Raw genomic sequence first — 14,104 nt, forward strand, 5'->3', positions numbered from 1 at the left:
CGCCGGTGCCGTCCCGCGTCGCGGCGACGAACTGGGGAGCACACCGATGCCCGACGGACTGCCGACCGAGATCGATCTGACCAGGCCGAGCGCGGCCCGGGTGTACGACTACTTCCTTGGCGGGGCGCACAACTTCGAGATCGACCGGCAGTTGGCCGAACAGATCGCGAGCATGACCCCGAACCTCGCCGCCACCATGCGGTCCGGCCGTGAGTTCCTACGACGGTCCGTCCGGGTGCTGCTCGACGCCGGAATCGACCAGTTCCTCGACATCGGCTCCGGAATTCCTACCGTCGGCAACGTGCACGAGGTGGCGCAGGGGAAGAACCCCAAGGCCCGGGTGGTGTACGTCGACATCGACCCGGTGGCGGTGGCGCACAGCCGGGAGTTGCTCGCGGGCAACGAGCTGACCGGGGTCATCCACGCCGACCTGCGTGAGCCGGAGCGGATCCTCGCCGAGACCCGGCAGCTCGGGTTGATCGACTTCAGTCGACCGATGGGCATCCTGCTGGCCGGGGTGGTGCACTTCATCCCCGACGGCGACGGGCCCGAGCGGATCCTGGCCGCCCTGCGGGCCGCTGCCGCGCCGGGCAGTTTCCTGGTCATCTCGCACTCCACGTTCGAGGACCAGCCGCAGGAGATGCTCGACGCCCAGCGTCTCTCCGCGCGCACGGACACCGAGATCACCCTGCGCTCCCGCGACCAGGTGACCGGCTTCTTCGGCGACTGGACGGTCCTGGAGCCGGGCGTGGTGCACATGCCGCTCTGGCGTCCCGACTCACCGTCCGAGGTGGACGATCACCCGGAGCGGTTCGGCGCCTTCGGTGGCGTCGCCCGGTACGACCAGCCCGCCGGCTGATCCCATGGCCGCCGTCCCGGACCACGCGGGGGTGGACGCCGACCGGGCCGACGTCCAGGGGTACGCCGCCGACTGGGCCCGCGCCGTACGCCGCCTCGGCTTCGTCCCGCTCAGCGCGGCCGAGACCGAGCGGCTGCTGCTGGTGCACACGATCCGGCTGGCGCAGGCGGTACGGGCGGAGCAGTTCACCGCCCGCCCCGCCGAGGAGGTCGGCGCGGCGCTGGTGGAGGCGCACCTGACCGAGCCGAAGGCCCTGGACTGGACGTTGCACGCCCTCGGTGCGGACTTCCCGCACCGGGTGCTGGGGGTCACCGACCGGCCGGCGGACCTCGCCGACCGGATGGCGGCCCTGCAGGGTGGGCTGGCCGCCGGATTCGCCCGAGCGCTACGCGACCGTACGTTCAGTCAGCAGGAGCGGATCGCCCGCTCGGCCTGGCAGGCCCGCGACGAGGTCGAACAGGCGCTGCGCGACAGCGAGGCACGGTTTCGGGCGGTCTTCACCGGTGCCGCGATCGGGATCGGCATCGCCGGCGTGGACGGCCGGATCATCGACGTCAACCAGGCGTTCGCCGACATGCTCGGCTACTCGATCGAGGAACTGTGCGAGACCAACGTGGCGGCGTTGTTCCACGCCGACGACGCCGCCGGCATGTGGGAGCTGTACCAGGAGCTGATCGAGGGCAAGCATGACGCCGTCCGGGTGGAGAAGCGTTATCACCGCAAGGACGGCAGCATGGTCTGGACCGACCTGGCCGTCTCGCTGGTCCGGCACGACGACGGCCGGCCCCGCTTCACCGTCGCGATGATCGAGGACATCACCCAGCGGTACGAACTCCAGCAGCGGCTGCGCTTCCAGGCGCTGCACGACCCGCTGACCGGGTTGCCCAACCGGACGTTGTTCTTCGAGACGCTGGGTCGGGTCCTCGACAGCGCGGGCACCGGGCAGCGGGTCGGGGTGTGCTTCCTCGACCTGGACGGCTTCAAGGCGATCAACGACAGCCTCGGCCACGACCTCGGTGACCAACTGCTCGTGATGATCGGCCGGAGGCTTAACGCGTGCGTGGCCGACCACGGCCACCTGGTTGCCCGGATGGGCGGTGACGAGTTCGTGATCCTCGTCGACGGAGGAGACGACGTCGACGACGCGGTGGCGGTCGCGGAGGCGGCGCTGGCCGCCGTAGCGGCCCCGGTGCACGTCGGTGACCACCAGTTGGCCGTCTCGGCCAGCGTCGGCATCGTGCAGTGCCCGGCGGCGGAGACCAGTCCGTCCGAGCTGATGAAGGCGGCGGACACCACGCTCTACTGGGCGAAGGCGGCGGGCCGGGGCCAGTGGGCGGTCTACGACCCGGAACGCAGCGCCCGGGACATCGCCCGCTCGGCGCTGGTCGCCGGGCTGCCCGCCGCGCTGGATCGGGGCGAGTTCGTCCTGCACTACCAACCGATCGTGTCGCTGCTGGAGGGCAGCATGCTCGCGGTGGAGGCGCTGGTCCGGTGGGAGCACCCGGAGCTGGGCCTGATCGGGCCGGACCAGTTCATCGGCCTGGCCGAGGAGACCGGCCTGATCGTCCGGCTCGGCGAGTGGGTGCTCCGGCAGGCCTGTCACGACGCCGAGCGGTGGTGGCGGGACTTCCCCGACGCCCGGCTGGTGGTCAGCGTCAACCTTGCCGCGCGGCAGGCCGACGACCCGGCGATCGTGGAGACCGTGGCGGACGCGCTGCACACCAGCGGCCTGCCCGCCGACCTTCTCCAACTCGAGTTGACCGAGAGCGCGGTGATGGGCAGCGCCGACGAGCCGTTGCGCAGCCTGTACCGGCTCGCTGCCCTGGGTGTGCGGCTGGCCGTGGACGACTTCGGCACCGGGTACTCCAACCTGGCGTACCTGCGGCGGCTGCCGATCCACTGCCTGAAGCTCGCCGGCCCGTTCGTCGAGGGCATCCGCGCCGACGGTGCTGCCGACCACCGCGACGAACGGATCGTGGACGCGTTGGTGCGGTTGGCGCACGCGCTGGAATTGTGGGTGACCGCCGAGGCGGTGGAGACCGGGGAGCAGGCGGAACGGTTGCGGGCGCTGCGCTGCGACACCGGGCAGGGCCGGTTCTTCGGCGCCCCGGCGCCGGTCGACACGATCACCGCCCGGCTCCGTGGTGACGTGGTGCCGTGAGTCAGGTGCAGCAACGTGGCGAGCGGGCGACCGTTGCGGGCTGAGCGGCGGCAGGGGAAGGTGACTGCGTGAACCTGACCGACTCGCAGACGGCGGTGACCGTGGTCGCCGGGTTGGCCATCCTGGCCGGGATCGCCGGCGTGGTGGTGCCGGGCCTGCCGGCGTTGCCGCTGTGCTGGGGTGGCGTGCTGCTCTGGGCGATCTTCGGCGGTGCCGGCATGGGTGGCTGGGCGGTGTTCGCCGCCGCCACCGTGGCCGCCGCGGGTGGCGTCGTGATCAAGTACGCGTGGCCAGGCCGGAACCTGAAACGCACAGGTGTGCCGACGTCCACCTTGCTCGCCGGCGGGGTGGTCGGCATCATCGGGTTCTTTGTGGTGCCGGTCGTCGGGTTGGTGCTCGGCTTCGTCGGCGGGGTGTGGGCGGCGGAACGCCTACGGCTCGGCAGCAACCGCCTCGCCTGGCCGTCCACTGTGCAGGCGCTCAAGGCCGCCGGCCTCTCGATGCTCGTGGAGTTCCTGGCCGCCCTGATCATCGCCGCCCTCTGGGTAGCCGGCCTCCTCCTGACCTAGACGAAGTGGTCCCGACTCAAGACGGGACTGCGGGCTCAGCGAAGTTGCCAGCCCTCCGCTTCGGTCGGCCCGCCATGCCGATGTGCTTGTCACCTACCACCAGGCACATCGAAGTGGAACAAGATCGGGCACCGGCTCTTCTCGCACATCACCCGGCCATCTCCGCATCAAAGACGCGGAGATGGCCGCCCTGCCGCTGACCCGGCACGCGTTCCAGGGCGCCCGGAACAATGCACTCCACCCCCACCCTTCAGTCGAGTCACCAGTTCGTCAGTTTCAGCGGATTAAGCATCAGCCACACGCTCGTGACACAGTCAGCGCTGACGTCAAAGGTGGCCATCCCATATCGACGCCCCTCATTCCTGAGTATGTATCCGAGACCGTCAGCCGTGTCTCGTCGCTCAAAACGGAGAGCGGGTTGCTTACGCATCACTCCCATGAGCCACCGCGCTACATGATCCGAACCACGGATAACCTGAGGTGCGGCATTGACGAATCCGCCGCCATCTACTCGCAGTTCGACATCCGGGGCCAATACGCGCAACAGGTCTTCAATATTCCCTCCAACCGTTGCGTCGCGGAATGCCCGAACAACTTCATCATGTTGTTGAGGAGAAACTCGGGCTCGCCTTCCTCCTCGAACGTGCCGACGTGCGGACGTCGCCAATTGCCTCACGGCTCCTGGTGAACGGCCTACAACACTGGCAATCTCGCCGAACGGCACGCCGAACACATCATGCAGCACGAATGTCACTCGCTCTGCCGGGGTCATCGACTCGAGGACCGTCAACAGAGCCATACTGACCGTATCATCGAGGGAAACGCGATCGAGCGGATCGGCGGCGATATGACTGGAGCTCGTTGGCTCCTTCGCTGTGTCCGCAAAGAGGTCAGATGGGACTGGCTCCGGTAGCCATTGTCCGACGTACGTCTCCCGTCGTGCCCGCGCGGAGCCCAGCATGTCGAGTGAGATGCGGCTCGCAACTCGCATCAACCACGCAGCGGGCGTGGCAATTGCTTCACGTTCCTCGGCCTCAAGGCGGTACCATCTGACATACGTCTCCTGCACAACATCTTCGGCGTCGGCCAGGGTGCCCATCATGCGAAATGCCAGCGACATCAAACGGCGTCGCTCGGCCGCGACGGAATCGAGAATCCGCGATTCATCACGCTCGGCTTCTTCACGCCCAACGGATTCGGCAGGAAGATCTTCCGACATTGGGCACCCTTTCCCATATGAGCGCGGCCTGCCTCAACTATCGGCTGACAGTCGAGCGTTCCGTCGTCCTCTTATCCTGGCTTCAGGCGAGGGGGATTCCTGAAACGGGGTACCGCACAGTGCCTACCCGGTGAGCGCCACGTGGAACCATGGTATCGGGTGCCCCTTCCGCGTCCACGGTCACAACCTCGCGGTCGTCTCCGCGATCAGCCAGCGTGGCACGGAAGAGGTCATCGTGGTAGAAGCGGTCGGGTCCAGCGATCTCGACCTCGCTTCCCGGCTCCAATGTCGTGGCAGCCTCGGCGAGCAGCTCAATGACCTCGTCCAGCTCGACGGGCTGGATGAACGACCTGGGAGCGAAAACCTTTCCGTCCACAGTGTGCTGGTCAATGAGGATGGGAATGTAGCTCTGGAACTGAGTGGCTCGGATGATGGTTGCGGGGATCGAACTGGATCGTGCGGCCTTCTCCTGCGCTACCTTGCCGAGGTAGTACCCAATCTCAGACGCGTCTCCTTGTCCGACGCCGACGATGGAGAGCAGGACGTGATGACGCACACCTGCCCGCTTGCCCTCCGCATTCAGATTGTTGATCGCTCCCTCGAAGAACGAAATGGCCCCCTCCGCATCAAAACGGGGGGTGTTCAGGACGTTCACGATGGTGTCGACTCCGACGAGGGCACCGGCGAGCCCCTCGCCAGAGATCACGTCGATCCCGTCAGCAAGTCCTCCCGAGACCACCTCGACGCCCCTGGCCTCCAGCTTGTCAGCAAGGGGGGAGCCGACACGGCCGCGCCCACCAGCGATGAAGACCTTCATTTTTCACTCCGTTCCGGGCCCGCGGTCGCCGCCCTCACCAATATGACGACGCAGGTCAGGACAATGTCAGGCTCCGAGGCGGATCTTTTCTCAGAGCCCCTCAGCCGCTGCGACCGGCGGGGGCAACTGAGGGCGGACCGCACCGGTTACTGAGGGCCGTGGGCAGGGCTACGGCGCGCGCGTAGCGCGGTGAGGCGTATGCCAACACGAAGCGAAGGTGCGCGGAGCCCGGTCTCGGCGTGATCGACATCACCTGAGTCCCGTTCGCGCCTCTTACGACGTGGGAAAGACGCTTACCCCCCTCGTCGTCGAGATCACCTTCGACCTCGGAGAAGAATTTGCCCCCGTCACCTGGACCCTCGAAAGGGGGTCTGCCGAAGGGCGGACTCAGCAGGCCCGCGGGCATGGGCGACGCGCAGATCGGCTCCACCGCTCGGGAGCCCCGCACGCTCCTGCTTGGCCTCTACTCTCCCGGCGGGAGCGCTGAGTTCAGGCTCCCGCGACAGGCTCTCGGCGACTTCCTCCGGCGCGCCGCCGAGTTGGTCCCCTACGGATGCGAGGCGGAAGCACCGGATCTCCTCGCAAGCCTGGACCGAGCGCTGGCCAGCATGCTCGCCGGCGACCCTGAGTGAGGACTCGTCCACCACCCCACCCCACCGTTGATCAAGAGCTTTGCGTCATGCAGGGCCCGAAATCTGACGCAAAGCCTTTGATCAACGCAGGGAAGGGCGCAGGGGGAGGGCGCGGGTAAGGAGGGCCAGGGTGCGGGGGAGGGCGCGGGGCACTTTTCGGGTACGGCGGAGCGCCGCACGTGAGAGAGAGGTGTGCCCCGCGCCTCCGGGGCCGGGCGGTCCGAGTGCCCGGCGTCGGCCCTGATCGGCCTGGTCACGGGATCAAGGATGCGTGCCGGGAGGGCCGGACGGCAACGCATTTAGCCCGCTGGCGGCGACATTCCCACCGACCATGTATTGACCGGCTTGAGCGGCCAGGATCACACTTTGCCCACTCGCACGCGGAACCACCTCAGGGAGGTGTGCAGTGGCAACGACCCCCGTGCCAACCGCAGAGCAACCGATGGACGACGACGCGCGACGGCTCGCCGAACTCGGCTACAAACAGGAGTTGCGCCGCAAGTGGAGCGGCTTCTCCAACTTCGCCATCTCGTTTTCGATCATCTCGATCCTGGCCGGTTGCTTCACCACCTTCGGCCAGGCGTGGAACAACGGTGGCCCGGTCGCCATCTCCTGGGGCTGGCCGCTGATCTCCCTGTTCATCTTGATCATCGGTTTCTGCCTGGCGGAGCTGGTGTCGGCGTACCCGACAGCGGGCGGGATCTACTGGTGGGCGGCCACCATGGGTCGCCCGGTGCACGGCTGGTTCACCGGCTGGTTGAACCTGATCGGTCTGGTGGCGGTCACCGCCTCGGTCGACTACGGCTGCGCGACGTTCCTCAACCTCACCCTGTCGGCGCTCTTCGACGGCTGGGCCGGGACGCTGCGGCAGGCGTTCATGCTCTTCGTGATCATCCTGGTGCTGCACGGACTGATCAACATCTTCGGGCACCGGATCATCGACGTACTCCAGAACGTCTCGGTCTGGTGGCACGTGGCCGGCGCGGCCGTCGTGGTGGCCATCCTGGTCTTCGTTCCCGACAACCACCAGAGCTTCCAGTTCGTGTTCACCGAGCGGTTCAACAACTCCGGCTTCGGCGACGGCGACATCGGTGGGCTGACGTTCTGGTTCTACGTGCTGCCGCTGGGTTTCCTGCTGACCCAGTACACGATCACCGGCTTCGACGCCTGCGCGCACGTCTCGGAGGAGACCCGGGGCGCGTCGCAGGCCGCGGCCCGTGGCCTCTGGCAGTCGATCTTCTACTCGGCGGTCGGCGGCTGGATCCTGCTGCTGGCGTTCCTCTTCGCGGCCACCGACGTCGAGGCGGTCAACGCCGCGGGCGGCTTCTCCGGTGCCATCTTCGAATCCGCGCTGACCCCGGTCTTCTTCAAGATTGTCATCATCATCTCCACCATCGGCCAGTTCTTCTGCGGCATGAGCTGCGTGACCTCGATGAGCCGGATGGCGTATGCGTTCAGCCGGGACCGGGCGGTGCCCGGTTGGCGGCTCTGGTCGACTGTCGACCGCAACGGCACCCCGGTCAACGCGATCATCGGCGCCACAGTGGCCGGCCTGGTGCTGACCCTGCCGGCGCTCTACGAGAGCTCGGCCGGCATCCCGGTCGCCTTCTACGCGGTGGTGTCCGTCGCCGTGCTCGGGCTCTACCTGTCCTTCCTCATCCCGATCGCGCTGCGACTGCGGATGGGCGACCGGTTCACCCCTGGCCCGTGGACATTGGGACGGAAGTACAAGCTGCTCGGCTGGATCGCGGTCATCGAGATCGCGGTCATCGCGGTCTACTTCGTGCTGCCCATCGTGCCCGCCGGCGTGCCCGGCAACGACGGGTTCACCTGGTCGGCGGTGAACTACGCGCCGCTGGCCGTGGGCGGGGTGCTGCTGGTGGTCACCGTCTGGTGGTACGCGTCGGCCCGGAAGTGGTTCACCGGTCCGGTGCGTACTGTCGACCAGGGCACCGAATAGGGAGGCCCAGGGCAGTTCCCCGCACGACCGGGCGCAGCGTGGCTATTCGCGACCCGTCCAGGCGGCGGCGCACGCCTCGTCACCCTCGGCGAAGACGCGGGCCTGCGCCCGGTCGTGCGGTACGGCGACGCTGAGATGCTGCTGCTCGGCTTCGCCGACGAGGTGACCGATCGCGTCGACGAGCGCGACGCCCCTGGCCAGCGAACCGGTTCGGAAGTGGGCCGAGACCAGGTGGTAGAGGCTGCGCCAGTCCTCGACACCATCGGCCGCGTGGAACTGCCCGGCAGACCAATCAGTCGAGGCAGAACTCGTTGCCCTCGACGTCCTGCATCACCAGGCATGACTCGTTCTCCTCGTCGGCGAGCATCAGCCGCACGCGCGTCGCGCCGAGCGCGGTCAGCCGTGCACACTCCGCATCGAGGACGGCCAGGCGCTCCTCACCCACCAGACCGGTGCCGACCCGCACGTCGAGATGCAGCCGGTTCTTGACGACCTTGCCCTCGGGCACGCGCTGGAAGTACAGGCGCGGGCCGACACCTGTCGGGTCGCTGCCGGCGAACCACGCTCCCTGCTTCTCGGGTGGCAGGGTGAGGTCGAATTCCTCCCAGGTGGCAAACCCCTCCGGCGGGGTCGGTGGGACGTAGCCCAGCACCTCGCACCAGAAGCGGCCGACGCGCACGGGGTCCGCGCAGTCGAAGGTGACCTGGACCTGCCTTACCGACGTCATCGCGACACCATAGGCAAAGATCGGCTGTCGCTTCCACCCGGTTCCGGCACCCTGGTGTCGCCCTCCGGCCCGGACGGATGTTCCGGGGTGCCGACCGACGTCCCGGCTGATCGGCGCACGAGGCGCACCGCCGGTCGATCGGGTTTGCCGCCGACCCTCGCGGGGGCATTGACGGTGATCCGGTTTGCCAGTAGACCTTGGTGATGGAGGCCCGCCATGAGTAAAGCGCCGCTCACGCTGGAACAGCTGCGGGTCGCCGTCGCCGAGGGCGAGATCGACACCGTGGTGTTGGCCCTGGTCGACATGCAGGGCCGACTGCAGGGCAAGCGGTTCCACGCGCCGTTCTTCCTCGACCAGGTGGTGGCCAACGGCAGTGAGGGCTGCAACTACCTGCTCGCCGTGGACGTCGACATGAACACCGTGGACGGGTACGCGATGTCGAGCTGGGAGCGCGGCTACGGCGACTTCGCGATGGCGCCGGATTTCGGCACGCTGCGCCGGATGCCCTGGCAACCCGGCTCGGCGATGCTGCTGGCCGACCTGACCTGGCTCGACGGCTCGGGTGACGTGGTCGCGTCGCCCCGGCAGATCCTGCGTCGGCAGCTGGACCGGTTGGCCGCGCACGGGCTGACCGCGTACGCCGGCACCGAGCTGGAGTTCGTGCTGTTCCGCGACTCGTACGAGGACGCCTGGCGGCGCGGCTACCGGGACCTCACCCCCGCCAACCAGTACAACGTGGACTACTCGTTGCTCGGCACCGCCCGGGTGGAGCCGCTGCTGCGCCGGATCCGCACCGAGATGGCCGCCGCCGGGCTGACGCCGGAGAGCGCCAAGGGCGAGTGCAACCTCGGCCAGCACGAGATCGCGTTCCGGTACGACGAGGCGGTCGCCTGCGCCGACCATCACGTGATCTACAAGAACGGCGCCAAGGAGATCGCCGCCCAGGAGGGCATGGCGATCACCTTCATGGCCAAGCCGAACGAGCGGGAGGGCAACTCCTGCCACATCCACTTCTCCCTGCGGGACAGCGGTGGGCGTTCGGCGATGCTCGGCGACGGGCCGGCGCACCTGTCGCCGACCGGGCAGCGGGTGCTCGCCGGGCTGCTGGCCACCATGCGCGAGTTCAGCCTGCTCTTCGCCCCGAACATCAACTCCTACAAGCGCTACCAGCCGGGATCGTTCGCCCCGACGGCCCTGCGGTGGGGGGTGGACAACCGGACCTGCGCACTGCGGGTGGTCGGGCACGGGCAGGGCATGCGCGTGGAGAACCGGGTGCCCGGCGCGGACGTCAACCCCTACCTGGCGATCGCCGGGCTGGTCGCCGGCGCGCTGCACGGCATCGACCACGAGCTGGAGCTGGGCGACGAGTGCACCGGCAACGCGTACGACGACCCGCAGGCCGAGCGGGTCCCCGGCACGCTGCGCGACGCTCTGGCCCTCTGGGAGGCGTCGACGGTGGCCCGGGAGGCGTTCGGCGACGAGGTGGTGGCCCACTACGCCAACCAGGCGCGAGTCGAGCTGGCCGCCTTCGACGCCGCGGTGACGGACTGGGAGCTGACCCGTGGTTTCGAACGCCTCTGACCCGCGCCTGGTCGGCGTCGATCATGGAGTGGTGGTGGGCGGTATGAGGTGGACTGCGGCTTTGATGGGGCACCGCGACTCCATGATCGACGAGGCGGGGGCGGGGTGGGGCTGGTGACGCTCGTGGTTGACCCCTCTTCCGGGGTGGGGTTTCGTGAGGTTCCCGGGGCCTCGCTGGGGGAGGTGGACGCGGCTGTTGCGCGGGCGGCTGCCGCCTTCAAGACGTGGCGGAAGGTCGGGCCGGGGGACCGGGCCCGCTTGCTGCGGCGGTTCGCCTCCGTCGTCGACGCGCATCTGGACGAGTTGGCCGCGCTGGAGGTCCGCAACTCCGGGCACACCATCGGCAACGCCCGGTGGGAGGCCGGCAACGTCCGGGACGTCCTGGACTACTACGCCGGAGCGCCCGAGCGGTTGACCGGGCGGCAGATCCCGGTGCCGGGCGGGCTGGACGTCACCTTCCACGAGCCGCTCGGCGTGGTCGGCGTGATCGTGCCGTGGAACTTCCCGATGCCGATCGCCGCCTGGGGCTTCGTACCAGCCCTCGCCGCCGGCAACACCGTGGTGCTCAAACCCGCCGAGCTGACCCCGCTCACCGCGCTGCGGCTGGCCGAGTTGGCCCGCGAGGCCGGCCTGCCCGACGACGTGCTCACCGTCGTACCGGGCGAGGGAGCGGTGGTGGGGGAGCGGTTCGTCAGCCACCCCGCGGTCCGCAAGATCTGCTTCACCGGCTCCACCGAGGTCGGCACCCGGATCATGGCCGGCTGCGCCGCGCAGGTGAAGCGACTCACCCTGGAGTTGGGCGGCAAGAGCGCGAACATCGTGTTCGCCGACGCGGACCTGGAACGCGCCGCCGCGACCGCGCCGGGGGCGGTCTTCGACAACGCCGGCCAGGACTGCTGCGCACGGTCGCGGATCCTCGTCCAACGGCCGGTGTACGACCGGTTCCTGGCACTCCTCGAACCAGCGGTACGCGCGGTGCGGGTCGAGGACCCGTCCCGGGACACCGCCGAGATGGGTCCGCTGATCTCCGCGGCCCAGCGGGACCGGGTCGCCGACTACGTGACCGGCGCGACCGTGGCGTTCACCGGATCCTGCCCCGACGGTCCCGGGTTCTGGCACGCGCCCACGGTGCTGCTGGCGGACTCACCGGCCGACCGGCACTGGCGGGAGGAGATCTTCGGGCCGGTGGTCTCGGTGCTGCCGTTCGACGACGAGGCCGACGCGGTCCGGCTCGCCAACGACACCGAGTACGGGCTCTCCGGCTCCATCTGGACCCGGGACGTGGGTCGGGCGCTGCGCGTGGCCCGCGCCGTCGAGGCGGGCAACCTCAGCGTCAACTCGCACTCCTCGGTGCGCTACTGGACCCCGTTCGGCGGGATGAAGCGCTCCGGGCTCGGCCGTGAGCTGGGCCCGGACGCGCTGCACTCCTTCACCGACGTCAAGAACGTGTTCATCTCGACTGAGGAGTGATGCGGGTGCAGGGTCGGTTGCAGGACCGGGTGGCCGTGGTCACCGGCGCGGGCAGCGGCATCGGGCTGGCCACCGTCCGGCGGTTCGCCGCCGAGGGAGCCCGGGTGGTGTGCGTGGACATCGACACGACGGCCGGCACGAAGGCCGCCGAGGAGTGCGGCGGCGAGTTCGTCCACACCGACGTGGCCGACGAGTCGGCGGTACGCGACCTGTTCGACGGGGTGGCCGACCGGCACGGCCGGGTGGACGTCGCGTTCAACAACGCCGGCATCTCCCCGCCCGACGACGACTCCATCCTGGACACCGGCCTCGACGCCTGGGAGCGGGTGCTCCGGGTCAACACGACGAGCGTCTACCTGTGCTGCAAGTACGCGATCCCGCACATGCGTCGACAGGGCAAGGGGTCGATCATCAACACCGCCTCCTTCGTGGCGCTGATGGGCGCGGCGACGTCGCAGATCGCGTACACCGCGAGCAAGGGCGGGGTGCTGGCGATGACCCGGGAGCTGGGTGTGCAGTTCGCCCGCGAGGGCATCCGGGTCAACGCGCTCTGTCCCGGCCCGGTGGCCACCCCACTGCTGTTGGAGTTGTTCGCCGCCGATCCGGAGCGGGCCGCCCGCCGCCTCGTGCACGTGCCGATGGGCCGGTTCGGGCAACCGGAGGAGATCGCTGCCGCGGTGGCGTTCCTGGCCAGCGACGACGCCTCGTTCATGACCGCCGCGCAGTTCGTGGTCGACGGCGGCATCACCGGCGCGTACGTCACGCCGCTGTGAGCGCCAGCTCGCTGCGGAGGCCGCTGATCGGGATCAGCGCGTACGTCGAGCCGGCCGACTGGGCGGTGTGGAGGGGCGTGCCGGCCGTGCTGCTGCCGGAGGCGTACGCGCGGGCGGTGACGGCCGCCGGTGGGCGGGCGGTGGTCCTACCGCCGGACGACGTGGACGGCGACGTGGTGGCGGTCCTGGACGGGCTGCTGTTGGCCGGCGGGGCCGACGTGGGTCCGGGGCGGTACGGCCAGCGGCCCGACCCGCGTACCGAGGACCGGCCGGACCGGGACGCCGGCGAGCTGACCCTGTTGGCCGCCGCGCTCGCCGCCGACCTGCCGGTGCTCGGTGTGTGCCGGGGGATGCAGTTGCTCGCCGTCGCCTACGGCGGAACCCTGCACCAGCACCTGCCCGACGTGGTCGGTCACGAGGCGCACCGTCCGGCGCCCGGTGTCTACGGCAGCCACCCGGTGCGGTTCGCGCCGGGCAGCCTGGCCGCGACGGTGCTGGCCGGGGTGGACCGGGTCAACTCCTACCACCACCAGGCGGTCGCCGATCAGGGCCGACTGTCGGTCACGGGTTGGGCCGAGGACGGTGTGGTGGAGGCGGTGGAGGACCCGGCCCTGCCGTTCGTGCTCGGTGTGCAGTGGCATCCGGAGAACGAGCCGGATCCCCGGCCGATCACCGCGCTGGTGCGCGCCGCCCGGCGGCGGGCCGACGGCGGGTGTGACGCTCGTCGCCCCCGTGCGGTGGTGCCGCCGGTGGGAGGATCGACGTATGGGCAAGGTGTATCCGGAAATCGACGGTCGGCTGGGTGACTTCATCACGGCTCAGCCGGTCTTCTTCGTGGCCACCGCGCCGTCCGGTGCCGAGGGGCACGTCAACGTCTCACCGAAAGGCATGCGGGGCACCTTCGTGCTCCTCGGGCCGCACCGGGTGGCGTACCTCGACTATCACGGCAGCGGTGCGGAGACCATCGCCCACCTGCGGGATAACGGCCGGATCACGCTGATGTTCTGTGCCTTCGACGGGCCTCCGAAGATCGTCCGGTTGCATGGCCGGGGCAGCAGCGTCGCCGTGACCGACGAGACCTTCGCCGAACGGCTCGCCGAGTTCCCCGCACCTCCGGACGTGCACGCCGTCCGGGCGGTGATCACCGTCGAGGTGCAGCGGGTCAGCGACTCCTGCGGCTACGCGGTGCCACTGATGGACTTTCGCACCGAGCGTGATCTGTTGCTCACCTCACACTCCCGCCGTACGGCCGAGGATCTGGTGGTCTACCGGGCCACCAGGAACGCGGCGAGCATCGACGGGTTGCCGGTCTTCTGACTGGTCGGGGCGCTTCGGC

The 14,104-nt window shown here is 69.2% G+C and carries 12 protein-coding genes and 1 pseudogene; 10 read left to right on the forward strand and 3 right to left on the reverse strand.

All coding sequences use genetic code 11. The features are described from left to right. The first annotated feature begins 46 nt into the window (after positions 1-46). From O7614_RS08765 to O7614_RS08780, 4 genes and pseudogenes are all read left to right on the forward strand, one after another. Complete coding sequence (locus O7614_RS08765) at positions 47-859, forward strand: SAM-dependent methyltransferase (RefSeq protein ID WP_278137964.1); 813 nt, start codon at positions 47-49, stop codon at positions 857-859. 4 nt (positions 860-863) lie between these two features. Further along, positions 864-3,020 carry an EAL domain-containing protein gene (locus O7614_RS08770; protein ID WP_278137965.1) on the forward strand — a complete coding sequence of 719 codons (2,157 nt, stop codon included), beginning with the start codon at positions 864-866 and terminating at the stop codon, positions 3,018-3,020. 68 nt (positions 3,021-3,088) lie between these two features. Continuing rightward, positions 3,089-3,589 (forward strand): DUF456 domain-containing protein, encoded by a 501-nt coding sequence (locus O7614_RS08775; protein ID WP_278137966.1) that lies wholly within the window; start codon positions 3,089-3,091, stop codon positions 3,587-3,589. 87 nt (positions 3,590-3,676) lie between these two features. Further along, positions 3,677-3,842, forward strand: a pseudogene (locus O7614_RS08780) (ISAzo13 family transposase); the annotation flags it as partial. Between the two features lie 6 nt (positions 3,843-3,848). Here O7614_RS08780 and sigJ read toward each other — a convergent pair. Next, positions 3,849-4,808 carry an RNA polymerase sigma factor SigJ gene (sigJ, locus tag O7614_RS08785; RefSeq protein ID WP_278137967.1) on the reverse strand — a complete coding sequence of 320 codons (960 nt, stop codon included), beginning with the start codon at positions 4,806-4,808 and terminating at the stop codon, positions 3,849-3,851. Positions 4,809-4,890: 82 nt separating this feature from the next. Then, a complete protein-coding gene (locus tag O7614_RS08790) occupies positions 4,891-5,625 on the reverse strand; it encodes an NmrA family NAD(P)-binding protein (RefSeq protein ID WP_278137968.1) in 735 nt (244 codons plus the stop codon). A gap of 1,038 nt (positions 5,626-6,663) precedes the next feature. On the opposite strand from O7614_RS08790, the gene O7614_RS08795 reads away from it, so the two are divergent. Continuing rightward, on the forward strand, positions 6,664-8,217 hold the full coding sequence (locus O7614_RS08795; protein ID WP_278137969.1) for an amino acid permease: 1,554 nt from the start codon (positions 6,664-6,666) through the stop codon (positions 8,215-8,217). A gap of 292 nt (positions 8,218-8,509) precedes the next feature. Here O7614_RS08795 and O7614_RS08800 read toward each other — a convergent pair whose 3' ends face one another. Beyond that, complete coding sequence (locus tag O7614_RS08800; RefSeq protein WP_278137970.1) at positions 8,510-8,944, reverse strand: VOC family protein; 435 nt, start codon at positions 8,942-8,944, stop codon at positions 8,510-8,512. 216 nt (positions 8,945-9,160) lie between these two features. Here O7614_RS08800 and O7614_RS08805 point away from each other — a divergent pair, with 216 nt between their 5' ends. The 5 genes from O7614_RS08805 to O7614_RS08825 all read left to right on the forward strand — a co-directional run bounded on the left by O7614_RS08805 (position 9,161) and on the right by O7614_RS08825 (position 14,085). After that, complete coding sequence (locus O7614_RS08805; protein ID WP_278137971.1) at positions 9,161-10,525, forward strand: glutamine synthetase family protein; 1,365 nt, start codon at positions 9,161-9,163, stop codon at positions 10,523-10,525. 114 nt (positions 10,526-10,639) lie between these two features. Beyond that, entirely contained in the window at positions 10,640-11,995 is a 1,356-nt protein-coding gene (locus O7614_RS08810; protein ID WP_278137972.1) for an aldehyde dehydrogenase family protein, read from the forward strand. 5 nt (positions 11,996-12,000) lie between these two features. After that, the gene (locus tag O7614_RS08815; protein WP_208745085.1) at positions 12,001-12,768 is read left to right on the forward strand and encodes a 3-oxoacyl-ACP reductase; all 768 of its coding nucleotides are present in this window, start codon (positions 12,001-12,003) and stop codon (positions 12,766-12,768) included. Next, positions 12,765-13,574 (forward strand): gamma-glutamyl-gamma-aminobutyrate hydrolase family protein, encoded by an 810-nt coding sequence (locus tag O7614_RS08820; protein ID WP_347404342.1) that lies wholly within the window; start codon positions 12,765-12,767, stop codon positions 13,572-13,574. The genes O7614_RS08815 and O7614_RS08820 overlap by 4 nt, the downstream gene beginning before the upstream one ends. Then, the gene (locus O7614_RS08825) at positions 13,534-14,085 is read left to right on the forward strand and encodes a pyridoxamine 5'-phosphate oxidase family protein (RefSeq protein WP_278137973.1); all 552 of its coding nucleotides are present in this window, start codon (positions 13,534-13,536) and stop codon (positions 14,083-14,085) included. The genes O7614_RS08820 and O7614_RS08825 overlap by 41 nt, the downstream gene beginning before the upstream one ends. Positions 14,086-14,104: the final 19 nt, after the last annotated feature.

The sequence above is a fragment of the Micromonospora sp. WMMD961 genome, assembly GCF_029626145.1.
GTDB lineage: Bacteria > Actinomycetota > Actinomycetes > Mycobacteriales > Micromonosporaceae > Micromonospora.

What these genes read in the sequence shown, in the direction of transcription:
- sigJ (WP_278137967.1), bottom strand. Translation starts at nt 4,808, where the DNA reads ATGTCGGAAGATCTTCCTGCCGAATCCGTTGGGCGTGAAGAAGCCGAG.
- O7614_RS08800 (WP_278137970.1), bottom strand. Translation starts at nt 8,944, where the DNA reads ATGACGTCGGTAAGGCAGGTCCAGGTCACCTTCGACTGCGCGGACCCC.
- O7614_RS08770 (WP_278137965.1), top strand. Translation starts at nt 864, where the DNA reads ATGGCCGCCGTCCCGGACCACGCGGGGGTGGACGCCGACCGGGCCGAC.
- O7614_RS08825 (WP_278137973.1), top strand. Translation starts at nt 13,534, where the DNA reads ATGGGCAAGGTGTATCCGGAAATCGACGGTCGGCTGGGTGACTTCATC.
- O7614_RS08805 (WP_278137971.1), top strand. Translation starts at nt 9,161, where the DNA reads ATGAGTAAAGCGCCGCTCACGCTGGAACAGCTGCGGGTCGCCGTCGCC.
- O7614_RS08765 (WP_278137964.1), top strand. Translation starts at nt 47, where the DNA reads ATGCCCGACGGACTGCCGACCGAGATCGATCTGACCAGGCCGAGCGCG.
- O7614_RS08790 (WP_278137968.1), bottom strand. Translation starts at nt 5,625, where the DNA reads ATGAAGGTCTTCATCGCTGGTGGGCGCGGCCGTGTCGGCTCCCCCCTT.